The sequence below is a fragment of the Streptomyces sp. NPDC102279 genome, from assembly GCF_044766365.1.
Lineage (GTDB): Bacteria > Actinomycetota > Actinomycetes > Streptomycetales > Streptomycetaceae > Streptomyces.
On the sequence record NZ_JBIWLU010000022.1, the window covers coordinates 74027 to 95148 of the forward strand.

A 21122-nucleotide genomic window follows, 5' to 3' on the forward strand; every position below is an offset into this window, starting at 1 on the left:
CCGGTGGGGCGGGTTGCTCGATCGGTGTTCAAGCGTTCCCCCACGGCGGTTCCCCGGCCTGCGGTGCTGTCCTGTCCTACGATGCCGCCTCGGGCCTGCGGTGCTGCCCTTGCCTAGGGTGCTGCCCCGGGCCGGCGGTGTGCGGGGCGGGGCAGGGCCGGTGGGGCGGGTCGGGGTGTCAGGGCAGGATCGGTGCCGGGTCGGGCAGGGCGATCAGCTGGGGCACGCTGCGGCTCCAGGGGAAGCCGTGGTGGAGCTGGAGCACGGCGGGCGAGCCGGGGTCGACGATCACCGCGACGGCGGCGAGCACGTCGGGGGCCGGCTCGAGTTCCAGAAACCGCCAGCGCGGGGCGCCTTCACTGTCGTCGGCGGGGGGTGTGAAGCCCAGAACGCCGTTGTCCTCGGCCAGTTCGAAGGCGAACGAGTCGAAGGGCAGGCCAAGGCCCAGGCCGCGGGCCTTGGAGTAGGCCTCCTTGAGCGTCCACAGGCGCAGCACGCGGCGGTCCTGCGGGCGGCCGGGGGGTGCCTTGGCCACCCACTGCTGTTCCGTGGGGGCGAAGGTCTCGACGACGGCGTTCAGGCCGCGGTCGCCACGGTCCAGGCGTTCGACGTCCACGCCGATGCGGTGGCGGCGCACCATGCCGAGCAGGTTGTGCCCGTGGGTGTGGGAGAGGTTGAAGTCGAGTTTGCGGCCGCCGCGCAGCAGGCCTTCGGGGGGCTTGCGGAAGAAGGGGCGACCGCGGGGCGAACGCCAGATCACGGCCTCCGACTCCGGCACGCCCGTCTCCAGGGCCAGCACGCGGCGCACCAAGACGTGCGCGATGAGGTACTGGTGACGGTCGCGTTCGAACAGGAAACGTTCGGCGAGTTCGCGTTCGGGTGCGTCCAGCCAGGCGCCGGCCAGGATCTGGGCGAACTCGGCGGCGAGTTCCTCGTTGGTGCAGAACCACAGTTTGACCGGCGGGGCCCGGTCGGGTTCACCGGGTCCGGCCGGGTGGCCGCGGCGCAGGGCGGTGGGCAGCATCAGCTCGGCTCCCTCGCCACGCCGGCCCGGCCGGCCTCGTCCGCCGGGGCGGCGCTGAGGTGGGTGTCCTCCAGCCACAGCGGGCGGCGCAGGAAGGGCGACGGGGGCAGGGGCACCACCATGGCGCCGGCGCCGCTGCGCCTTTCCAGGGCGGCCCAGTCGACGGGCAGACCGGACAGCCACAGCCGCCTCAGCTGCTCCAGACGCCCTGCCTGCCACAGCGCGGCGAGGTAGTCGGCGGTCTCGGGCGCGCCGGCGAGAGCGTAGGGGTCGTGCGGGGCCGAGCGCAGGTCGGCGCTGCAAAACCCCTCGCCCTGCGTGCCGTGCGCGCTGTGCGGATCGGCCGTGAACCGGGTGAGTGCCGCGTGGAGTTGGGGCAGATCGCGAACGGTCAGAGCCAGTCGGCAGGGCAGTGCGGCACGGCCTGTGCGCAGGGTGCGGGCCAGGGCACCGAGCGAGGGCAGCGGACCGGCCGCCGATATCGGGCCGGAGACCGGTGTCGGGCCGGACACCGGTGTCGGGGCAGAGGCGCGTGCGGGGGCGGGTCCCGTGGTGGTGGCGGGGGCGATCCAGTCGGCGAGGCGGGCGGCCAGGGCGGCCAGGTGGGCCGGGGTGGGTGCGGACAGCAGCACCAGGTCCTCCCGTATCGCCGCCGCCTGCTCCCGACCGGCACCCGGCTCCTGCTCCTGCTCCTGCTCCTGTGTCGGTGTCTGCCCCTGCGCCTGCGCCTGTGGCTGTGGCTGTGGCTGTGCCGGTGTCTGTGGCGGCTGGGGGGTGGCGGGGCTGGTCCGCGGGGGCGGGAACTCCTCCAGGAGGGCCGTGACATGGGGTCCGTTGGCCCAGGCGAGCTCGACGAGGGCGGTGCGCGGCAGTTCCTGTCCGTGCGGGCTGCGGGGGCGGGGCCAGGCCTTGGGGGCGGGGCGGCCCGGGGTGGGTGCGAGGGTGGCGGTGCGCAGCTGCAGGACGGCGGAGGTCAGGGCCGCGATCCCGGTGGCCGCGCCGGCGTCGCCGATGCGTTGCACGGTGCTCGCGTGGGTCTCGCGGACGGCGGGGCCGGGCGCGGACGGGCCGGACCGTTGGGCGGGTGTGGGATGTGCGGGGCTGCCGTATGTGGTGCCGCGCAGCACGGCGTGGATGTGGTCGCCGTCGGCGAGGGCCCGGGCGAGGGTTTTGAGGACGAGGGCGCCGACTGCCTCGCCGGCGGTGTCGCGGGCGCGCGAGGGGTGCAGCAGGAGTTCGACGCCGCCGGCGATCGCGGCCGCGCATTCTCCGCGGCGCAGGGCGCCGACGGCGAGGTGCACGGCGACGAGTGCGGAGGTGGCGGCACTGTCGACGGCGTGGGCGGGGCCGCTGAGGCGAAGGCGGGCGGCCAGGTGGGCGGCGAGGTCGCCGTGGCCGCCGGCGGGCATCGGCCGGCCCCGGGTCCAGTCCTGGGCGGCCAGCAGGGCGTAGTCGGCGGAGCTCACGCCGGCGAACACGCCCACGGCGCGGGGGCTGCCGTCGGGTCCGGTCAGGGAGTCCAGGCGGGAGCCGGTGCAGCCGGCGTCCTCCAGTGCCTCCCAGACGATCTCCTGGAACAGGCGTGCCTGGGGGTCCATCAGGGCGGCGTCAGCGGCGTCCAGTTGGAAGAACTCCGCGTCGAACTCGGCGGCCCCGTCCAGGAAGTGGCCGCGCAGGCCGGGTTCGAGGGGGGATCCGCCGGGCCGGTCGAGCGGTCCGGGCGAGGAGGTGTCCCGCCCCTCGCGCAGGTTGTTCCAGTGCAGCTGCAGGTCGGCCGCGCCGGGATAGCGTCCGGCGATCCCCACCACCGCGTAGTGGTCCAGGTCCGCTTCGGGCCCGTCGGCGCCGGCGACGTCTGCTCCCGATACGTCGACGTCGCCTACCGGCCGTGCCACCGGGGCGGAGGTCTCCCGTGCCACCGGGTCGGACGGCGTCGCGGGCGTGGGTGCGGGCGTAGGTGTGGTCCGTGCGGCGGGCGCGGGCACGGCCGGTGTGCCCGGGGCGGCCTTGCTCACCGGGGCAGGCGTCGCCGACCGCGCCTGCCCCGGCGTCACCTCCCCCGCCGGTGCCGCGCCGGGCGCAGGACCGAGCGGAGCGGACTTTGCGGCACCGCTACCGGGTCCGGCGGACCGCCGTGCACCGTAGGCCGGCAACGGCTGTTGTGGGCCGGGGCGTTGAGGGGCGCCGGCGGACAGCAGGGCCGTGAGGATGCGGACGGCCTGTGTCCGTTCCAGACGTCCCGCCTTGAAGCGGGTGAGGACTTCGCGTTCGTTCATGAGATCCGCGGTGACGTCCATGGGTTCGCTTCTTCAGTCCCGGTGCGAGAGCTGGCCCAGCGCGTCGTCGATGGACAGCCATCCGGCGCGCACCGCGTCCAGCAGGGCGCCGACGCCCAGCGGGGCGGCTCCCGGCACCGTCATGCCCAGCATGGCGGGCAGGATCTCGGGGACCTGGTGCGGCGGATCGGCCGCGACGATGTGCACCGCGAGGCTGACGAGGTCGGGGTGGTCGTAGAGGGTGCCGACGGGCTCCTGCAGCCCGTAGATCCGGTTGACGGCGGCCACGAACTCCGAGGCGATGACGGAGTCGACGCCGAGCAGGGTGAAGGGGGCCTCGGTGTGGATGTCCCAGGGGTCGCAGCACAGGATGCGGGCGAGTTCCTCGCGCAGCGTCTCCAGCACCGGACCGACCGCGTCGTCGTGCGCCTCGACCGGCAGCGCGGTGGACACCGGAGGGCGGGCGGGCGCCGGACGTCCGCCCGCGGCGGTGGCGGTGCGCGGGAGTACGGTGCGCGCCAGGTGACGAGCCAGAGCGGCGGGTGTGGGGTGGTCGAGCAGGACGTCGGCCCGCACGTCGGTGCCGTAGTGGCCGTTGAGCGCGGCGACGAACTGGACGGACAGCAGCGAGCCGAGGCCCAGCAGCCGGAAGGTCTCCTCCGGGTCGATCCGCTCCGGCGTGATCCGCAGGACGTCGGCGAGGACCACGACGAGTGAGCCGAGCAGCTGCTCGTGCGCGGCATCGGAAGGCGCCGGGCGGGAGAACTGGCTTTCATCGTGCATGAGTTGACTCCAAGGGTTCCGTCCTGCAGGCCGATGGCGGGAACAGCAGCGGTACGTCCCCTCCGCGGACGCCCGCCCGGCCGAATCCGGCCGGCCACACCGGCTCCGGATGAACTGTGCGAACCGGCAGTTACGGTCGGGCTTCCTCAAGACCAAACCATACCCGCTGTTTTGAAAGACTTCCAGGGGTCGCCTTGAGCCCACCTGGAGAGATTCACCCCCGAGAGTCTGTCTCCAAGTCGCCTTAAACATGCCCTAATTGGGGCAGTCGGCATCCAAAAACCAGCAGACCGTACGTCCTGTTTATGTCTCGCCACGGGTGACCGGTCGGGCCGTAATTCCTCCAGTGCCAGATCGGCCCTTACGGGAGGGCGGGAAACGGGCATGGCGGTCTGTATTGGGGTGCGGGATGTCCGCGAAAGTGGCGCAAGGGTGCACGACGAACGGGGGTTCCTGCCCTCCGGGAATCGACGACGGTGGCCGTCGCCGGGTCAGCCCACTGTTGCCGTGCCGGGACACCCAGGCGGCTCACACCGGCGAACAGGCGCCGCAAGGCCCTTCATGCCTTTCCGGCGCCGGTGCGCGTCGACGGAAACGGTCGCGCGCGTCAATCGGACGTGGGCGCTTCGATACCGAGCTCGACCCTGTTCCCGCCGAAATCCGCGATCAGGCGCAGGTCGGCGTTGACGGCACCGAGGTAGCGCCGAATGGTGGCCAGTTCCAGTTGCTGAACCGGGGTCTGTTCGATCCGGGAGACGTTCGACTGCTGGATCTTCATCAGGTCCGCTACCTGGACCTGAGTCAGGCCCTGGGCCCGGCGCAGTTCAGCGAGCGTCATGGCCGCTCCCGCTGTCGCCGTAGCGGGTGAACCGGCTGGTGCGGAGCCGTAGAGAGGCACGGCACCCGTTCTTGCAGGAGCCGGGCTCCTTGTACGGAAAAGGGCGTTCGCAGCCGGGCTGTCGCGCGGGGTGTCGGGTCAGGCGGCGTTGCCAGGGGTGCGGGTCTCGCGCCGGTGCTGCTGGGCGGAGTAGACGGCGACGAAAGCGGCCAGAGCGCGCAGGTCGCCGTGCGGGCCCAGTGCGGTGAGCGGCACGCCCGGGCCCGGTCCCCGGGTCAGTGTGCGGTGTGCCTGCAGTGCGGCGGCCATCAGTTCGCCGCGAGGGCGGCTGGCGTGGTCGGGGTCCGCGCAGGCAATCGCCAGTGCTTCGGCCCAGGCGTGGGAGGCGATCTCGTCCCTGCGCGTGCGCGCCGGGTGCGGGATCGGGGCCGGGGCCGGGGCGACGGTGGGGGCGGGGTCCGGCATGGCTGCCTCCTCGGCGTCCGGCTGCTCTCGGCTGGGCTTGTGCCCGGTGCCGTGCGGTGTGCGGTGCGCGGCGAAGTGCGGCGGTGCCGTGCGGTGGTGCCGTGCGGTGGTGAAGCGCGCGGTGCGGTGCGGTGCGGCGGTGCTGCGGTGTGCGGTGTGCGGTGTGCGGTGTGCGGTGTGCGGTGTGCGGTGTGCGGTGTGCGGTGTGCGGTGAAGTGTGTTGGTGGGGTGCGGTGTTGCGGTGCGGGCCGGGGTCCGGTGTGGGTGGCAGGTGGGGGGTCAGGGGTGGGGGCGGGCGGCTGCGGCGAGGCGGTGGGCGAGGTCGTCGGGGTCGGCGGCGGTGGTGTCGAGGACGACGGCGCGGGGCTGGTGGCCGTCGGCGGCGGCGAGGCGGGCGAGGGTGCAGGCGGCGACGCCGTCCCCGCTGAAGGCGGCCAGGACCGGACCGCCGGTGCCGGGGCACAGGTGGGGGGCGAGTGCGTCGTAGGCGGCGCGGGCTGCTGTTTCGGCGTGGGCGCCGCCGGCGGGCAGGGGGGTGAGCAGGAGGAGGTTCTCGGGGCCGGGGTAGGCGTGGGCGATCCGGTCGTAGAAGGCCCGGGTGCGGCCGGGTGCCTGGAGCAGGGCGAGGGTGGCGGCGCGGGGGTGGGCGGGCGGGCGCAGCACGGCGGGCAGGGGGGTGCTCTCCTGCTCTGTGGCGGGGATGGGGCCGGGGGCGGGGTCGGTGCCCAGGTGGGTGAGGAGGGCCAGGACGTCGCCGAGGGTGGTGCCTGGGCCGGCGCCGCGGGGCAGTTCGCGCAGCAGCAGGGCGGCGTGGGCGAGGAGTTCGGTGATCTCGCCGAAGCGGGCCTGGTCGTAGGAGGCGGTCAGGACGAGGCATGCGCCGCGGTCGTGGTGGGCGGTCAGGGTGAGCGGGTAGGCGGTGTGGGCGCCGAGGGTCTGGGGCGGCTCCACCTCGATGCCGTGGGCGACGAGTTCGGCGTCCAGTTCGCTCAGGGCGTGCGGCAGGGTCTCGAAGGTGAGCAGGGTGTCGGCGGGCGGGGCGGGGCGGCGGGTCCAGGCGTGGATCTGGCCGGCGGTCACCCATTCGTAGGCGGCCTGGTCCAGGCTGTGGTCGCGCAGGTGGGCCATCAGCTGGGGCACGGTGGCGTCCGGGTCGACGAGGACGGACTGCGGCAGTGGGCCGGCCAGCGCGCCGGGGGTGCGTGCGACTCCCTCGAAGAGGATGCCGCGGCCGGCGGTGGTGGTGGCGAAGCGGACGTGGCAGGGGCCCTGGGCGCGGCCGGCGCGGTAGAGGAGCAGGGACCACACGGCCTGCAGGGCGGTGGACTCGCCGCCGCCCCAGGCGGCGGCCCATTCGGCGAGGCGGGCGGTCTCCTCCTGGGTCAGGCGCAGCCGGGAGCGGCCCTCGGTGCGGTGGGCGCTGTCGGTGAACAGCGGCGGTACGCGGACCGCGTCGGCGTCGTCCGCGCCGGTGCCGGCGGCGGTGTGGGTGAAGAAGTCCTGGGCGGCGGTGGTGTCCTGGGCGGCGAGCCAGGCGCTGTAGTCGCTCATGTCGGGGCGGCGCTGTCCGCCGGGCAGTTCGCCGCCGGCGAGGTAGGCGCGGTAGAACTCGCGGACCAGCAGGCGCACCGACCAGCTGTCGAGCAGGGCTTGGTGGTAGGTGAGCAGGACGCGGGCGGGGCCGGTGCGGGCGGTGTCGGCAAGGTCGGCGCTTTCGCCGCCCAGGAGGGTGACGCGCAGCGGGGCGGGGCGGCGGGGGTCGATGCCGCGGCGCCGGTCGGATGCGACGAGGGTGTGCCATTCGGCGCTGTCGTGCGGCAGGTGGACGACTTGCGGGTCGGGCCGGTCGTGGATGACGAGGCCGGGTTCGCTCTGGTCGTCGAAGGCGGTGCGCAGTACTGATTCGCGGGCGAACACGGAGTGCCAGGCGGTGGTGAAGCGCGGCACGTCGAGGGGGCCGTGCCAGTCGAAGGAGGCCTGTTCGACCTGGCGGCCGGGGCCGGGGTGGGCGTCGGCGGCGGCCAGGAGTTCGCGCTGCAGCAGGGTCGTGTTCTGGTGGCGGGCGGTGAAGGCGCCGCGGCCGGCGCGGGTGAGGAGGTCGGCCAGCGCCCCGAGGGGGAAGTCGGCCGGGTCGGGGCCCTCAGCGGTGGAGAACCGCACCGTGTGCCGGCCGGGTCCGGGCCGGCGCAGGTCGGTCTTCCAGGCGCGGGCGCCGGGGTGGCGGGCGGTGATGCTGTCGAGGGCGGCTTCGATGCGGGTGGTGGGCAGCGGGCCGCACAGTTTGAGGACCGGCGCGGCGCCGGGGCCCAGGTCGACGACGACGGTGATCGGCTCGCGCTGCGGCAGACGTGCGAAACGGTTCGTGGTCATCGGCAGTCCGGAGGCACGCGCGATGAAGCCCCCTCCCCCTCTCCTCACGAGGCGCTGCCCAAGCATGCGGCAGCCCTGCGACAAACCTCTGACACTCCCCTGACATCCCGCTCGACCCGGCCCGCACACCGCCCACCCGGCCGCCGGGGGAAGCGGATCGGGGTGCGGGGAAAGGGGGCGGACGAGTACGGGGCGGAGCGGGGGTGGAGCGGAGCGGGGGTGGAGGGGGCGCCGTCTGCCCTGCCGGGCGGGCCGCAACGCCCGTGCCGGGTGCGGGTGTTGTGGCGCGCGAGCTAGAGCGTGTCTCCTTGATGGGTTGGGCGGTTGGACTCCACCGTCTGCCGGGCTCACCACCATTGGCCGGAGCCAGAGAAAAGGGGGCACCGGGCCGGCCGGAGCCCGAGGATCACGCGCTCGGACGCTCCCGCGGCGGACTGAGTACGAAGGTCCGCTTGGCCGGCGACACCCAAGCTCGTCCTCTGGGCATCCACGTCACCGCGGGTCAGGCCGGTGACGCTCCGGCTTTCGAGGCGGTCATGGCCAGGATCCGGATCCCACGCAGCAGGCCCGGGAGGCCAAGAACCCGCCCAGTGGCAGTCCTGGCGGATCGCGCCTACTCATCACGCGCGATCCGTGCGCACCTTCGGCGTCGGGGTATCCGGGCTGTCATCCCGCAGGCCGCCAACCAGATCGGTCACCGTCTGCGGCGAGGCCGCGCTGGACGTCGCCCACCCGGCTCTGACGCCGGAAAATACAAGGAGCGCAATGCCGTCCAGCGGTGCATCGCCCGACTCAAGCAGTGGCGCGGCCCGGCCCTACGGACGGACAAACTTGCCATCGCCTACCAGGCCGCGCTCCACGTCGCGTCCATCCTGATCTGGGTACGGTGCTGAGCAGGTCGCCGGCCTGTGGCCTTCGGATCCTCAGTTGGTGAGTGCCAGCCTGATACCGAAGACGCCGATGACCGTGCCGGTGATCCGGTCGAGCAGGCGGCGGGCCTGGGGTTTGCGGAGCCAGCCGTGCAGGGCGCGAGCGAAGCCGATCAGGACGGCAGACCAGAGCAGACCGATGAGAATGTGCACCGTGGTGAGCAGGAGGCCCATGGTGAAGTGGTCAGTGCCTGGGGGGATGAATTGGGGCAGGACGGCGACGTAGAAGGCGCCCATCTTCGGGTTCAGGAGATTGGTGAGCGTCCCCTGCCGCCAGCCGCCGCTGACCGAGTCCGCGCCGGCGGCCAGGACGTCATCGTCCATGTCTGCCGTAGGCAGTCCCCGGAAGGTGTCCCGGAGCATGCGCGCAGCCATCCATAGCAGGTAAGCGGCGCCGATCCAGCGCAACGCGATGTAGGCGAGGTGGGAGGCCGTGAGAAGCGCGGTCACTCCGAGGGAGGTAAACGCCCCCCACACCAGGGTGCCGGTCTGGATTCCGAGGACGACGCCCCAGGCTCTCCTGCGCCGGCCAAGGGCCGACGTGCGCAAGATCAGCGCGGTATCGAGGCCGGGAGTCAGAGTGAGAAGCCCTACAACCAGGGCGAAGGACCACAGGGCGGAACTTATTGCCATGGAATGCCAGCCTACCCCGCCAGATCGCCTGCCTTGCTGGCAGGTCCGGCGGATCACAAGCTGGGTGGGTTCTACTCCCAAGAGACAGGTCCTAGGCGTGGGGCGTGGAGGGTGGGGCGCATGGGGTGGGGTCCGCCGCGGTGCCGGCCGGGGTCTTCGTGCTGCCCGTAGGACCGTGTGCGAGGCCGGGTGCGAAGTGGCGGTGACTGTCGTGCCGGCCGGGGCGAGGCCGGGGACGACGTGCTGCCCGTAGGACCGCGTGCGGGGCCACGCCAGGCGCAGGTCCGGGGTGGGGTGCGGGGCCGGGCTGGTTGGTGGCCGGCGGGGGTGGGGTCAGGTGAGGTCGTCGCGGGTGATGCGGCGGTGGGCGGTGCGCCAGGTGCCGTGGGCGCGGACCAGGACGTCTTCCATGACGCACACGTACAGGACCTTGGAGGTCGCGCCGGGGGGTGTGGCGTGGGCGAGGGCGGAGCAGCGGGTGTGCAGGGTGCCGTCGGGCTGGGGCCGCACGTCGAGCATGCCGACCCAGTGGTGGAGGCGGCTGCCGGCCCGCTGCCGGCGTGCCGCGGTGGCGCGGGCGTAGTGGGTGAGTCCGGCGCGGGCCCGTAACGGGGCGGGCAGCGGGGGCAGTTCGACGACGGCGTCCTCGGTGAAGGTGGCCGCCCACTGCTCGCCGCCGTCGATGTCCAGGATCTGCATCTGGTGCGCGTAGAACTGTTGCGCCTGTGCGTACAGGGCGGCGAACTCCCCTGGGTGCGGGGCGTGTTCGGCGCTCGCCATCAGTTCGGCGGTCATGGTCCTCGGCCTCCTTCTGTCCGGGTCCTGGACAGTCTTTGAGGCGCGGCTCGAGCATCCTTCGAATACTCCTCGAGTGAGGGCGCCGACGGTGGAGTGCACAGGGGGTGGTGGCGAGCGCTCCCTGTTCCTGGGTGTGCGGAGCGGGAAATGACGGTGGAGGTGTCTTTGATGTCTGGTGAGCGTGTGCGGCGCCTCGTGCATTCGGCGGAGGTGGCCGCGCCGGCCGAGGCGGTCTACGCGCTGCTCGCGAACGCCGTGCGCGGGCCGCTGTACAGCCCCGGTGTCCTGCATGTGGAGCGTATGGACGCCGACGGGGACCGGGAGCGGCTGCGGGTGTGGGAGCACTCGGGCGGCCGTGTGCGCTGCTCGCTGTGGGCGCGGGTGGCCCACCCGGGCGAACGGCGCATCGAGTTCTGGCAGTTGCGCGGCGAGGCGCCGATCACGTCGATGGCCGGGCAGTGGACCATTGAGGAGGCGGCGGGCGGGCGCAGTGTGGTGAGCGTCCTGCACGAGTTCACCGTCGCCGGTGACCCTCTCGGCGCGGAGGCGGCCCGGGCCGCTCTCGCCGTCAAGGACAACGCCCGAAGCACGCTGCGGAGCGTGCGCCGGATCGCGCGGAGCACCGGCGGCTGGCGGCAGCGGGTGCTGACGTTCCAGGAGTCGCTGCGGGTCCAGGGGCCGGGAGAGGTCGTCTACGACTTCCTCTACCGGGCCACCGACTGGGCCGGCCGCATACCGCAGGTCCGGCACGCCGATGTGAGCGAGGTGTCCCCCGGGATCCAGGCCGTCAACTACCGTCTGCGGCTGCCGGACCGGACGGAACGCGCCACGAGTTCGCTGCGGCTGTGCTTCCCCCATGCCGGGCGCATCGTCTACAAACAGACCACACCCTGGGCGCCGGTCGCCGCCCACACCGGGGAGTGGTCGGTCCTGCCCGACGAACACGGCGTCCGCGTGATCGCCGAACACACGGTGCTCCTCGACGAACACGCCCTGCCGGGCCGCGAATCCGCCATGCCGGGCCGCGAGTGCACGCAATCGTCCGGCGCGGACACGGAACTGTCCGAGGCGAGCACGAGGCCCTTGGAGGAGAGCGCGGCCCGCGTGCCGGCCGGAGCAGGAAAGTTGCGTGAGCGTCAGAGGCCGGAGCCGGCGCCGCTCCCGCAGGCCGGCTGGGGACAGGAGCGGCCCGCGCGGCGGCCAGCGGGGCAGGGGCCGGTACCGGAGGGCGGCGGAGTGCGCGAGCTGGTGCGGGATGCCATCGGGCAGGCGTCTCGCACGATCCTCGAACAGGCCGGACGGCACGCCGAATCGGCGGTGCAGGCACTGCCGCGACGCTAGCGGGCAGGCCTGTTGAGGCCCGGGGCTCTCTTGCGGCTGGTGCGTGGCCGTCCCGGATGGCCGGTGCGTGACCCGTGACCCCTGACGGGTGACCCGTGACGGGTGATGGGTGTCCCGTGACGGGTGACGGGTGACGGGTGTCCCGTGACGGTGGCGGGGACGGGTCAGGTGCCGGTGAGCTCTTCGAGCACGGGGGCGAAGGTGTCCATGGCGTTGTCGAGGACCACCATGTAGGACAGGCCGAAGCGTTCGCGTTGTTCGCGTAGTTGCTCGGCGATCTGTTTGACGGTGCCGAAGAGCATCACCGGCAGGGTCAGGCGGTCTTCCTGCGACAGCTCGGGGTGGATCTTGGGGAGCCGGTCCGCGGCCGCCCGCCGGTCGTCGGTGATCTCGACGTGGTGGACCAGCAGGTTCCGTTCGGCGGGAGCGGTGCGATGGGCGGCGAAGCGCTCGTAGGCGGCGACGCGTTCGTCGAGCTGGGCGGGGGTCAGGGCGTTGAGGATGCCCTTCTCGTAGCCGGCGGTCGCGGTGAACGCGGCGATGTCGGCGTGCTCGGCCATCAGGCGCAGCAGCCGGTCGCCGTTGCCGCCGATGAGCAGCGGGGGCCGGGGGCGCTGGACGGCGGGCGGTGTGTGTGCGGGATCGCTCAGCAGCCGGTCGAGTTCGCCGACGGTGTGCCGCAGGGCGTCGATGCGGCCACCGGGCGGGAGGAACTCGATGCGGGCGCGCTCGTGTTCGGCCTGCGCGTAGCCGGCGCCGAGGCCGATCTCCAGGCGTCCGCCGGTCAGGGCGTCGGTGGTGGCCACGTCCCGGGCCAGCAGCGCGGGGTTCCAGAAGCCGGCGTTCAGGACGAAGGTGCCGATCCGGGGGCGTTCGGTGGCGTCCGCCGCGGCCGTCATGGCCGGGAACGGGGAGACCATGCCCAGATGGTCGGGGACCAGGATGACGTCGTAGCCGAGCAGTTCGGCGCGCCGGCATCGCTCCCGCCACTGCGCGCCCGCTGCCGGCTTCAACATGTTCACGCCGAAACGAAACGGCCTGGTCATGCCCCGCCCCCCAAAGTTGTTCTGCCTGCCCGCCCGCCGCGTGCCTGCCCGCACGTGCTGTCTGGTGCTCGCCTGCCCGTCGCCTTGCCTGACGGCGGCCGGCCTGCGCTGTGCCGGCTGTGCCGCCGCGGTGACCCTACCCCAGCGCCCGTCTCGTCAACGGGCCTTCCTGGAGGCTGCTCTGGCCTGTTCGGAGCGCTCCCGGAGGTGAGTCCGGCGCCGGCGGGAGTGCTGGTGCCGGGTCAGGCGGCGTAGAGGTCGAAGGTGGAGGTGCGGCGGTCGCCGGCGGTCACGTCCAGGGCGGGGTCGACGGTGAGCATCATCTGGTGCAGGCGCTGCAGTTGCGGTGAGGGCTCCACGCCGAGTTCGTCTATGAGCTGTTTGCGCAGTCTGCGGTACACGTCCAGGGCGGTGGCCTGCCGTCCGGAGCGGTAGAGGGCGACCATCGCCTGGGAGTGCAGGCCCTCGTGCTGGGGGTGACGGGCGATCAGGTCGGTGAGTTCGGCGATGAGTTCGCCGTGCCGGCCCAGGCGCAGGTCGGCGTCGATGCGCCGCTCGACGGTGACCAGGCGGGATTCCTTGAGCCGCATGATCTCGATGGAGAGGATGGCTCCGGCGCGTACGTCGACCAGGGCGGGTCCGTCCCACATGTCCAGGGCGCTGCGCAGCAGGGTGGCGGCCTGGCCGTCCTCGCCCTGTTCGAAGGCGCGCTGTCCGCCGGCGACGAACTGCTCGTAGCGGTGCAGGTCGACGGCGTCGGCGGGGATCTGCAGGACGTATCCGCCGTGCCGGGTGGCCAGGACCTCCTTGGCGTTGCCGGGGGCGTCGGGTCCCATGGCGGTGCCCAGGTGGCGGCGCAGCTGCAGGACGTAGGTCTGCAGGGTGGTCATGGCGCTCTGCGGCATCTCGGTGCCCCACAGCTCTTCCATGAGGGTGGCCACCGGCACGATCCGGCCGGGATAGAACGCGAACAGGGCAAGGAGCTGACGCGGCTTGCTCGCGGTGGGCACGATCGAGACACCGTTGACGGTGGCGCTCAAGGGCCCCAGAACCTGTATCTCCACGGTTTCCTCCCCGTACTCCATCGAGTGGCGGCCGTGCCGGTGCCCCGTCAGGGGGCGGCCTTGGCCTTCGGCACGCTAGACCCGTTTTCGGCCGCCGCCCGGATTGCTGGACCCGCCCTCAAGCAGCCCTCTACACACCCCCCGCAACCCGCCGCCACACACACGGGCCCCACACGGAACGCGGACGGATCGGAAGCGGGGCCACGGGCGGAAGGCGGACGGGCCACGGGCGGATGGCGGGTGGGTCAGGGGCGGGCCGCGGACGGGGGTAGGGGACTTGAGAAGGCGTGCAGGCCGGTTCGAAAGCCGCTGGTGGTGGCGCCCGTTGGGGGCGGGGTGCGGCTATCGTCCGCATTCCCCGGCCCGCCGCACACAGGGCACGGCCGCCGGGCGCCGGTGTGCGGCCCCGGCCATCGGGGCCGGGGCCGCTTCGAGTGACTCGTCGATGGAGTGGCCATGCACAGGACGCAGGAGCCGCAGCTACGGCTGTTCGTGTTCCATCACGCCGGTGGCTCGCATCTGGCCTACCGCCACTGGCCGTCGTGTTTCCCGGCCGGCTGGCAGGTCCACCTCCCCGACGCGCCGGGCCGCGGCCCGCGGGACGAACGCCCCCCGCTGCACGATGCAGACGCCCTCGTCGACCACTACCTGCACGCACTGGGCGACACGATGAGCGGGCGTTTCGCGTTCTTCGGACACAGCCTGGGCGCCATGGTCGCCTACGAACTCACCCGCCGCCTGATCGACGAGGGCCGCACCCCGCCCTTGTGGCTCGGCATCTCCGCCCGCGACCCCTTCCCCGCCATCCCCCACCCCCACGGCACGGCCGACACGCCGAACACCACGGGCACGACGCCCGCCACGGGCACGGCGTCCGCAACGTACGCGGCAGGCACGACATCTACGGCGGGCCCCCAGGTGACGCGCGAGAGGCGGGGCGTGGACGGAACGCGGATCGCGGGCAGCACGCAAGACACCGGGCGCACCAAGGCCCGGCGGGACGGCTGGAACATGGAGGCCGGGCGGGAGGCCGGGAGCGCGGAGGCCGGGCGGGACGGCGGGAGCATGGAGGCCGAGGGCGGGGAGGCCGGGCAAGCCGGTGGGGGGAGGCGGAGCGGTGAGGGCGCGCCGGACACCGTGAGCCCTGTGGGGGGTGGGGGGCGGCATCTGCTGTCGGATGCGGAACTGCGGCGCCAGTTGGCGGCGATGGGCGGCACGCCTCCGGCGGTACTGGCCCACCCGCAGTTGTGGGAGCTGTTCGCGCCGGTCATCCGCGCGGATCTGCGGATCAACGAGACCTGGCGCCCCCGGCCGCCCGCCGCCCCGCTGCCGGTTGCGCTGTCGGTGTTCGGCGGCCACCGCGACCCGGTGGCTCCCCCCCACCTGCTCGGCGGCTGGGCCCAGACCTGCGAACCCTTCCTGGGGCTACGCCTGTTCGACGGCGGACACTTCTACTTCTCTGACCGCCTGCCCGAGGTCGCCCGGCACATCCAGGACGACGTGCACCGCGCCCTGCTGCACTCCCGCGCCCCCTCCGCGGTGACCTCATGAACACCTCGGCCGGACACGGCGCGACCATGAACACCCCGGCCGCACCCGGTGATCCGAGGTGCCCCTCGGTCGCGCACGGCGGCCCGACGGGCACCCATCCAGGACATGACGGCCCCCCGGGCACCCCGGCCGATCCCGGGCACGGCCACGGGCACGGCGGCCTGGTCGACGGCCTGGCCGGTCACGGTGGCACGGCAGGTGTCCAGGCCGGGGACGGTGACACGACGGGCGCCCCGGCCGGTGGCGGGCACGGCGGTCCGGCGGGCGTCCAGACCGGTCGCGGCGGTCCGGTGGGCGGCCCGGCCGGGGACGACGGTCCGGCCGGGGACGACGGTCCGGTGGGGCAGGGCGGAGCGGTGGGGCAGGGCGGGGCGGTGGGTGTCCGGGCCGGGCAGGGGCGCGGGCGTGGCGGCCCGGTGGGCGGGTCGGCCGGCCGGCGCGTAGGGGGTGCGGTGCGGGGGACGGTGAGCGAGTTCCGGCTGCTGGGCCCGGTCACCGTGTGCGACACGGCGGGCGGGATCATCGCGCCCAGCGGTCCCAAACAGCGGGCGCTGCTCGCCACTTTGGTCCTGCACGCGGGTCAACTGCTGTCCGTGGACCGCCTGGTGGAAGAGTTGTGGGGCAGCACCCCGCCCGCGAACGCGCCCAACGCCCTGCAGGCCCACGTCGCCCGGCTGCGCCGCCTGCTGCCCGCACCGGGTCATGAGTGGATCAGTACCCTGCCCACCGGCTACCTGCTGGCCCCCGGCGACGCCTCGACCGACGTGGCCCGCTTCACCCGCCTGTCCGGCCAGGGCCGCGCCGCGCTGCCCCACGATCCCGGCCAGGCGGCGCAACTCCTGCAGCGGGCCCTGTCACTGTGGCGGGGCCCGGCCCTGCAGGACAGCCGCCACGGCCCGCTGTGCACAGCGGAGGCCGACCGTCTCGAGGAGCAGCGCCTGACCGCTCTGGAAGCCCTCTACGAGGCGAGCCTGCAGTGCGGCCGCTCCACCGAGATCACCGCCGGCCTGGAACGCCTGAGCGCCGACCACCCGTTGCGTGAACGGTTCTACGACCTGCTCATGCTCGCCCTGTACCGGGGCGGCCGGCAGGCCGAGGCCCTCGGCGTCTACGAACGCGCCCGCCGCCACCTGGTCACCACCCTGGGCATCGAACCCGGCCCGGCCCTGCGCGCCCGCCTGGAAGCAATCCTCAACCACTCCCCCACCCTGACCCCGCACCCCACAAGTCCCCCCGGCGTTACGGGGTTTACGGGTCGGACGGGTGCTCCCGCTGCCCCGCGCCGTGCGGGCAATGCGGGGCGGGCGTGCCCGGCAGACCCGCCGCCTGCGGGGAGTTGTTCAGGACCGGCGGGTTCCGCGGACCCGGCCGGCCTGGACGGGTTGGCCGACCTGGACGGGTTGGCCGAGCTGGACGCCTGGAGTGGCCCGGCGGGTTCTGCCGCTCTGGCCGGGGAGTTGGCGCAGCTGCGGGCCCGGATCGAGGAACTGGCGCGTGAGCAGCAGGACTTGCTCAGGCGGGTCCAGCGGGAGCAGGCCGCGGCGCGCTAGCGGCTCGCCTCGGATCCCTGGCGGGGAGCCCGCTGATGTCGGTGGGGGGTGGGATCGTTCCTGCATGACTCATACGGCTGAGGACGGTGGCGGTGGCGGTGCGGAGGGAAACGTCGAGCACGCGGTGATCGCGCGGTATCGACTGACGGGCGACGGGTTCGGCGAGCCGGGCGAACGCGCGGCTGTCCGCGCGGCCCAGAGCCTCATGAGCGAGGCGATCGAAGGAGCCGGTGTCGGCGAGTTCGACGGCAACGAGTTCGGGGGCGGCGAGGTGGCACTCTTCGCCTACGGCCCTGATGCCGATGCGCTTTTCGCCGTCATGGAACCTGTTTTGCGTGACCTGCCGTTGCGTCCGGCGCACGTGGTGCTGCGGTACGGATCCGCGTCGGAGCCCTCCGCTGGCGAACGGCTCGTTGAGCTTTGACATCCTCCCCGGCCTACAGTCCGGGGATTCCCGTCTGCGCCCGGCCGGTCGGCTGGCTGTCTCGGGTGGGTTCCTGTTTCTTGCGCACCGGGGTGCGGGTTGCACGCGGTGCCGGTACGAGTACCGGTCTTACCTGCGCTCCACGAGCGTTTTGGGTCTCCGCCTGCCCGGCGGCGACCTTGGTTCCTTCGATGCGGATGTTGCGGGCCGCGTTGACGTCCCGGTCGTGGACGGTGTTGCAGGTTTGGCACGTCCACGTGCGGACGTTGAGGGGCTTGGGTCCGTCCTTGACGCCGCAGGCGGAGCAGAGCTGCGAGGAGGGGAAGAACCTGTCCACGCGGGCGAAGGTCCGTCCGTATCGGGCAGCCTTGTACTCCAGCATCGTCACGAACGTCGACCAGCCGGCGTCGTGGACGGACTTGGCCAGTCGTGTGCGGACGAGGCCTTTCACCGCGAGGTCCTCGACATAAACCGCTTGGTTCTCGCGGATCAATGTCGTGGACAGCTTGTGGTGGAAGTCCCGGCGGGCGTCGGCTGTGCGGGCATGGGCCCGTGCGACCTGCACGACGGCCTTTTTGCGGTTGTTCGATCCCTTGGTCTTGCGGGCCAGGTTCTGCTGGGCCTTGCGGAGCTTGCGCTCGGCCCGGCGGAAGAACCGCGCCGAGGCGATCTTGCGGCCATCGGACAGGACCGCGAAGTGGGTGAGGCCCAGATCGACACCCACCTCGCCCGTCGCCTCGGGCAGCACCTCGCCCGGGTCGCTCTCCACCACGAAGGAGGCGAAGTACCGGTCGGACGCGTCCTTGACCACGGTCACCGAGGACGGCGTGGAGGGCAGGGGGCGAGACCAACGAACAGTGATGTCGCCGATCTTCGGCAGGCACAGTTTCCGGCCGGATGTGAGCGACCAGCGGGCGTTCGCGGTGAAGCGGACGGCTTGCCGGTTGTCCCGCTTCGACTTGAAGCGAGGCGCGCCCATGCGCGGGCGCTTGCCCGTCAGGCCGTCGAAGAAGTTCCGGTAGGCGGCATCCAGGTCACGCAGGGACTGCTGCAGCACCACGGCGGACACCTCGCCCAGCCACGCCCGCTCGGGCCTGTGTTTGGCGTCGGTGATGAGCAGCTTCGACAGGTCGCCGATCTTCGGGAACGGCAGGCCATCCGCACGGGCGGTCTCGCGGGCCTTCAACGCGTCGTTGTAGACCACCCGCGCGCAGCCGAACGCCCTTGCCAGCGCGATGCGCTGACCGGGACCCGGCTCGAGACGGAAGGTGTACCGAAGCTGCACAGCCCGGACCATACCCTGATGGCCGACGGCCGACATGCAAGACGTTTGCCTGGGCGGGCACCGCGGCTTCCCGCTCCTGCCGCACTTGGTTTTCGTGACGAAGTACTGGCACGAGGTGTTCACCGGCCGGCACCTGACACGTCTCGGAGACGTCATGCGCACGGTGTGCGAGGACCTTGGGGGTCGAACTGGCCGAGTTCAACGGCGAGAACATCCACGTCCGCCTCCTGATGAACTTTCCGCCGAAGGCCGCACTGTCGAGGCTCCTCAACAGCTGCAAGGGCGTCAGCTTCCGCAGACTGCGCCAGTCGTTCCCCGGCCTCGTCCGGCACTGCTGCCGGGCCAACAAGCTGTGGTCCGGCTCCTACCTCGCCGACTCCGCCGGCGGGGCACCGCTGTCGATCGTCCGCCGGTACATCGAGCAGCGAAACCCTCCACTCCAGCCACCAGGCCAGAATACTTCCCAGAATCGCTTCACCCCCGGCAGGAAGGCCGGAGCACTGCGATGTATCCCGGTAGCGTGGGACGGCCAGGGCCAAGTCCGCGGTCCGGCTGCGGGATCGCAGAGTCCGGGGGCGCTGTTCGGCTTCGGCTCCGCAGGGCTGTCCCCGGCGGCGTGTGCAGGGGCTGATCGCGGCATCCCGCTCGGCGTGGCTGCGGTGGCCGGTGTCCGTTGCGGGTGAATGGGCGCAGGGCTGCGGAGTCCGGCTCGGTCCGGTTCAGCCATGATCCGCAGGCCGGCAGGAAGGCCGGCTCGACCTGGCTGTCCACGCCGCGGGGCCGGGCGTTGGGATGCCGGTGCGGGAGAGGTTGCCCGGCACGGCGTCGAGTCTGCCCCCTGGCCGGCGGCCTGTGGGGCCTTTGGCGGGGCCGGGAACGCGGGCCGGCGTGTGCGAGGGCGGTGTTGCGGGCCGTGGACAGCGCCATGCCCCGGCCGGCTCCGGGGCCGGTGGGCGGCCTGCCGGATACGGGCGGGGCGAAGGCGTTCGCTGCAGACGAGCAGCCGAGCGGGCGAGCGGGCGAGTGGGTGCGGGGAGGGGTGGGGAGGGGTGGGGAGGGTCAGTCGACGCGGACCAGGCGGTCGCGTGAGGCGGCGGTGAGGGCTTCGGGCCGCAGGACGTGGACGGCGGGGGCGGGCGCCTCGGAGGTCTCCAGGATGGCCCGCTGCAGCCGGCGCAGTCCTCCGGAGGGCTCCAGGCCCAGATCGCGGACCAGGGCCTGACGCAGCCGCTGATACACGCTCAATGCCTCGCCCCGGCGCCCCGAGCGGTGCAGGGCCAGCATGAACTGGCCGTGCAGGTTCTCATGCGTGCGATAGCGGCTGACCAGCACCGTCAGCTCGCCCAGCAGTTCACGGTGCCGGCCCAGCCGCAGGTCCGCCTCGATGCGCTGGTAGAGGGCGCACAGCCGGGTCTCCTCCAGACGGCGGACCTCCATCTCCAGCTGCGCGCCGGTCTGCACGTCCGCGAGCGCCGATCCGCTCCACAGGGCCAGCGCCTCACGCAGCAGCCGGGCCGCGCCCGCGAAGTCCTCCGCGTCCATGGCCCGGTAGCCCATCCCCGCGAGCCGCTCGAACTTCTGGACGTCGCTCGTACCGCCGCCGCCACGCAGCAGATAGCCGCCCGGCGCCGTCACCAGCACATCCTTCGCCGACACCGGCACACCGTCCTGCGCGGCGGGTTGAAGGGCCGCTCCGATCAGCTCCCGCAACTGCAGGATGTAGGTCTGCAGCGTGGTGCGCGCCGAACGCGGCGGCCGCTGCCCCCACAACTCCTCGATCAGCAGGCCGACCGGCAGCACCCGGTCCACATGCAACGCCAGCAACGCGAGCACCTTGCGCGGCTTGGGCGCCGTCGGCATCACCGCGACCCCGTTCACCCGCACACCCAACGGACCTAGAACATCGATTTCCACGCCGTATCCCCCTGCTCGTGTGTGGCCTGCATCTCCAGGCAACCCCAGTAAAAAACCAGCACTCCGGTTTGTCAATACCAGACCGGCTGTGCTGTTTCTTTACGCTCCCATCCGTTCCTCGAGCACCCCTAAAGCCGCGAGGGATCGACCCCCAAGCGCCACAAACCCCCTCACCATCAGCACGATCACGGACAAACGACGCGAACACCCCGCCGTCGTCCGGCAGTTCTCGAGGGAGGCAGGAACTCCGCAAGCCCCGGTAAACAGCCAATACGGTCTGTTAGGGAACCGGGCTCGACACCACCCCCCACACCCCGCCACACCGGCCCCCGCCGACCGGAACACGCCAATCCGCCCCCACCACCCGGCAATCCACCCTCCCCGCGCCCCGACCCCACCCACGCCAGCGACACCCGCCACCCGGCCGCGACGCCGCCGGCGCACCCCGACACCCCTGCGATCCACCACACACCACCCCGACCGACCGACTGCACACCCGACCGACCGCCCAGCCGCCTGGCCGCCCGCCTGTCCGCCTGGAGCGCCGGGTCTCCTCCTCCAGCACCGGGCCGCCGGACGGGAATCATCTCGAGCGGCGAGACAGGACACAGGTATCCCCTACGCATCGCGTTCGCGTCTCGCGCCCGAACACCCCTTGTCCCGGAGCCAGACCTGCCCGGCGACGGCCCCGGGCAGGAAGCAAGCCCACCCGCTTTCCCTGACCGTCACTCGCCCTGTCGGCGTACGCCCGAACGTACCCAGGTAGGTACAGACGAACGTCCCAGCCTCTCGGCAGTCGGGGCCGCGGCCGTGCCATCCTTTGCGGAGCTT

The 21122-nt window shown here is 72.8% G+C and carries 17 protein-coding genes and 1 pseudogene; 6 read left to right on the forward strand and 12 right to left on the reverse strand.

Annotated features, from left to right (window positions below):
* Positions 1 to 178: 178 nt before the first annotated feature.
* The 6 genes from ACIRQH_RS39010 to ACIRQH_RS39035 form a co-directional block, all read right to left on the reverse strand.
* Positions 179 to 1024 (reverse strand): 4'-phosphopantetheinyl transferase superfamily protein, encoded by an 846-nt coding sequence (locus tag ACIRQH_RS39010; RefSeq protein WP_358822399.1) that lies wholly within the window; start codon positions 1022 to 1024, stop codon positions 179 to 181.
* Positions 1024 to 3321 carry a polyketide synthase gene (locus ACIRQH_RS39015; protein ID WP_404230152.1) on the reverse strand — a complete coding sequence of 766 codons (2298 nt, stop codon included), beginning with the start codon at positions 3319 to 3321 and terminating at the stop codon, positions 1024 to 1026. Before ACIRQH_RS39015 ends, ACIRQH_RS39010 begins: the two co-directional genes overlap by 1 nt.
* 12 nt (positions 3322 to 3333) lie before the next feature.
* Positions 3334 to 4083: a phosphopantetheine-binding protein gene (locus ACIRQH_RS39020; RefSeq protein WP_404230155.1), complete on the reverse strand. Its 750-nt coding sequence runs from the start codon at positions 4081 to 4083 to the stop codon at positions 3334 to 3336.
* A 607-nt stretch (positions 4084 to 4690) separates the two neighbouring features.
* Entirely contained in the window at positions 4691 to 4921 is a 231-nt protein-coding gene (locus ACIRQH_RS39025) for a helix-turn-helix domain-containing protein (protein ID WP_404230158.1), read from the reverse strand.
* 138 nt (positions 4922 to 5059) lie between these two features.
* Positions 5060 to 5386 carry a hypothetical protein gene (locus ACIRQH_RS39030; RefSeq protein ID WP_404230161.1) on the reverse strand — a complete coding sequence of 109 codons (327 nt, stop codon included), beginning with the start codon at positions 5384 to 5386 and terminating at the stop codon, positions 5060 to 5062.
* 279 nt (positions 5387 to 5665) lie between these two features.
* Entirely contained in the window at positions 5666 to 7756 is a 2091-nt protein-coding gene (locus ACIRQH_RS39035; RefSeq protein ID WP_404230164.1) for a condensation domain-containing protein, read from the reverse strand.
* A 312-nt stretch (positions 7757 to 8068) separates the two neighbouring features.
* On the opposite strand from ACIRQH_RS39035, the pseudogene ACIRQH_RS39040 reads away from it, so the two are divergent.
* Positions 8069 to 8649: pseudogene (locus ACIRQH_RS39040) on the forward strand (IS5 family transposase); the annotation flags it as partial.
* Between the two features lie 30 nt (positions 8650 to 8679).
* On the opposite strand, the gene ACIRQH_RS39045 reads toward ACIRQH_RS39040, so the two are convergent.
* Positions 8680 to 9318 carry a LysE family translocator gene (locus ACIRQH_RS39045; protein ID WP_404230167.1) on the reverse strand — a complete coding sequence of 213 codons (639 nt, stop codon included), beginning with the start codon at positions 9316 to 9318 and terminating at the stop codon, positions 8680 to 8682.
* Positions 9319 to 9651: 333 nt separating this feature from the next.
* Positions 9652 to 10113 carry a nuclear transport factor 2 family protein gene (locus ACIRQH_RS39050; protein ID WP_404230169.1) on the reverse strand — a complete coding sequence of 154 codons (462 nt, stop codon included), beginning with the start codon at positions 10111 to 10113 and terminating at the stop codon, positions 9652 to 9654.
* A gap of 171 nt (positions 10114 to 10284) precedes the next feature.
* Between ACIRQH_RS39050 and ACIRQH_RS39055 the strand changes: the two genes are divergently transcribed.
* Positions 10285 to 11457 (forward strand): SRPBCC family protein, encoded by a 1173-nt coding sequence (locus tag ACIRQH_RS39055; protein WP_404230172.1) that lies wholly within the window; start codon positions 10285 to 10287, stop codon positions 11455 to 11457.
* Positions 11458 to 11621: 164 nt separating this feature from the next.
* Here ACIRQH_RS39055 and ACIRQH_RS39060 read toward each other — a convergent pair whose 3' ends face one another.
* Both ACIRQH_RS39060 and ACIRQH_RS39065 read right to left on the reverse strand, forming a co-directional pair.
* Positions 11622 to 12503 carry a TIGR03621 family F420-dependent LLM class oxidoreductase gene (locus ACIRQH_RS39060; protein ID WP_404230175.1) on the reverse strand — a complete coding sequence of 294 codons (882 nt, stop codon included), beginning with the start codon at positions 12501 to 12503 and terminating at the stop codon, positions 11622 to 11624.
* Between the two features lie 242 nt (positions 12504 to 12745).
* On the reverse strand, positions 12746 to 13567 hold the full coding sequence (locus ACIRQH_RS39065; protein ID WP_358822282.1) for an AfsR/SARP family transcriptional regulator: 822 nt from the start codon (positions 13565 to 13567) through the stop codon (positions 12746 to 12748).
* Between the two features lie 456 nt (positions 13568 to 14023).
* On the opposite strand from ACIRQH_RS39065, the gene ACIRQH_RS39070 reads away from it, so the two are divergent.
* The 3 genes from ACIRQH_RS39070 to ACIRQH_RS39080 all read left to right on the forward strand — a co-directional run bounded on the left by ACIRQH_RS39070 (position 14024) and on the right by ACIRQH_RS39080 (position 17092).
* The gene (locus ACIRQH_RS39070) at positions 14024 to 15118 is read left to right on the forward strand and encodes a thioesterase II family protein (protein WP_404230178.1); all 1095 of its coding nucleotides are present in this window, start codon (positions 14024 to 14026) and stop codon (positions 15116 to 15118) included.
* Positions 15115 to 16668 (forward strand): BTAD domain-containing putative transcriptional regulator, encoded by a 1554-nt coding sequence (locus tag ACIRQH_RS39075; protein ID WP_404230180.1) that lies wholly within the window; start codon positions 15115 to 15117, stop codon positions 16666 to 16668. Before ACIRQH_RS39070 ends, ACIRQH_RS39075 begins: the two co-directional genes overlap by 4 nt.
* A 124-nt stretch (positions 16669 to 16792) precedes the next feature.
* Positions 16793 to 17092: a hypothetical protein gene (locus ACIRQH_RS39080; RefSeq protein WP_404230183.1), complete on the forward strand. Its 300-nt coding sequence runs from the start codon at positions 16793 to 16795 to the stop codon at positions 17090 to 17092.
* Between the two features lie 13 nt (positions 17093 to 17105).
* Here ACIRQH_RS39080 and ACIRQH_RS39085 read toward each other — a convergent pair whose 3' ends face one another.
* Positions 17106 to 18377, reverse strand: coding sequence for an RNA-guided endonuclease InsQ/TnpB family protein (locus ACIRQH_RS39085; protein ID WP_404230186.1), 1272 nt, complete (start codon positions 18375 to 18377; stop codon positions 17106 to 17108).
* Positions 18378 to 18553: 176 nt separating this feature from the next.
* Between ACIRQH_RS39085 and tnpA the strand changes: the two genes are divergently transcribed.
* Positions 18554 to 19060, forward strand: a complete 507-nt coding sequence (tnpA, locus tag ACIRQH_RS39090; protein ID WP_404230189.1) for an IS200/IS605 family transposase — start codon at positions 18554 to 18556, stop codon at positions 19058 to 19060.
* 376 nt (positions 19061 to 19436) lie between these two features.
* Here the strand turns inward: tnpA and ACIRQH_RS39095 are convergent, their stop codons facing one another.
* Complete coding sequence (locus tag ACIRQH_RS39095) at positions 19437 to 20291, reverse strand: BTAD domain-containing putative transcriptional regulator (protein WP_404230192.1); 855 nt, start codon at positions 20289 to 20291, stop codon at positions 19437 to 19439.
* Positions 20292 to 21122 lie beyond the last annotated feature (831 nt).

Excerpts from the sequence above, each read along its gene's own strand:
- ACIRQH_RS39035 (WP_404230164.1), bottom strand. The coding sequence starts at position 7,756 with ATGACCACGAACCGTTTCGCACGTCTGCCGCAGCGCGAGCCGATCACC.
- ACIRQH_RS39075 (WP_404230180.1), top strand. The coding sequence starts at position 15,115 with ATGAACACCTCGGCCGGACACGGCGCGACCATGAACACCCCGGCCGCA.
- ACIRQH_RS39045 (WP_404230167.1), bottom strand. The coding sequence starts at position 9,318 with ATGGCAATAAGTTCCGCCCTGTGGTCCTTCGCCCTGGTTGTAGGGCTT.
- ACIRQH_RS39030 (WP_404230161.1), bottom strand. The coding sequence starts at position 5,386 with ATGCCGGACCCCGCCCCCACCGTCGCCCCGGCCCCGGCCCCGATCCCG.
- ACIRQH_RS39055 (WP_404230172.1), top strand. The coding sequence starts at position 10,285 with ATGTCTGGTGAGCGTGTGCGGCGCCTCGTGCATTCGGCGGAGGTGGCC.
- ACIRQH_RS39050 (WP_404230169.1), bottom strand. The coding sequence starts at position 10,113 with ATGACCGCCGAACTGATGGCGAGCGCCGAACACGCCCCGCACCCAGGG.
- ACIRQH_RS39015 (WP_404230152.1), bottom strand. The coding sequence starts at position 3,321 with ATGGACGTCACCGCGGATCTCATGAACGAACGCGAAGTCCTCACCCGC.
- ACIRQH_RS39070 (WP_404230178.1), top strand. The coding sequence starts at position 14,024 with ATGCACAGGACGCAGGAGCCGCAGCTACGGCTGTTCGTGTTCCATCAC.
- ACIRQH_RS39010 (WP_358822399.1), bottom strand. The coding sequence starts at position 1,024 with ATGCTGCCCACCGCCCTGCGCCGCGGCCACCCGGCCGGACCCGGTGAA.
- ACIRQH_RS39060 (WP_404230175.1), bottom strand. The coding sequence starts at position 12,503 with ATGACCAGGCCGTTTCGTTTCGGCGTGAACATGTTGAAGCCGGCAGCG.
- ACIRQH_RS39025 (WP_404230158.1), bottom strand. The coding sequence starts at position 4,921 with ATGACGCTCGCTGAACTGCGCCGGGCCCAGGGCCTGACTCAGGTCCAG.
- ACIRQH_RS39020 (WP_404230155.1), bottom strand. The coding sequence starts at position 4,083 with ATGCACGATGAAAGCCAGTTCTCCCGCCCGGCGCCTTCCGATGCCGCG.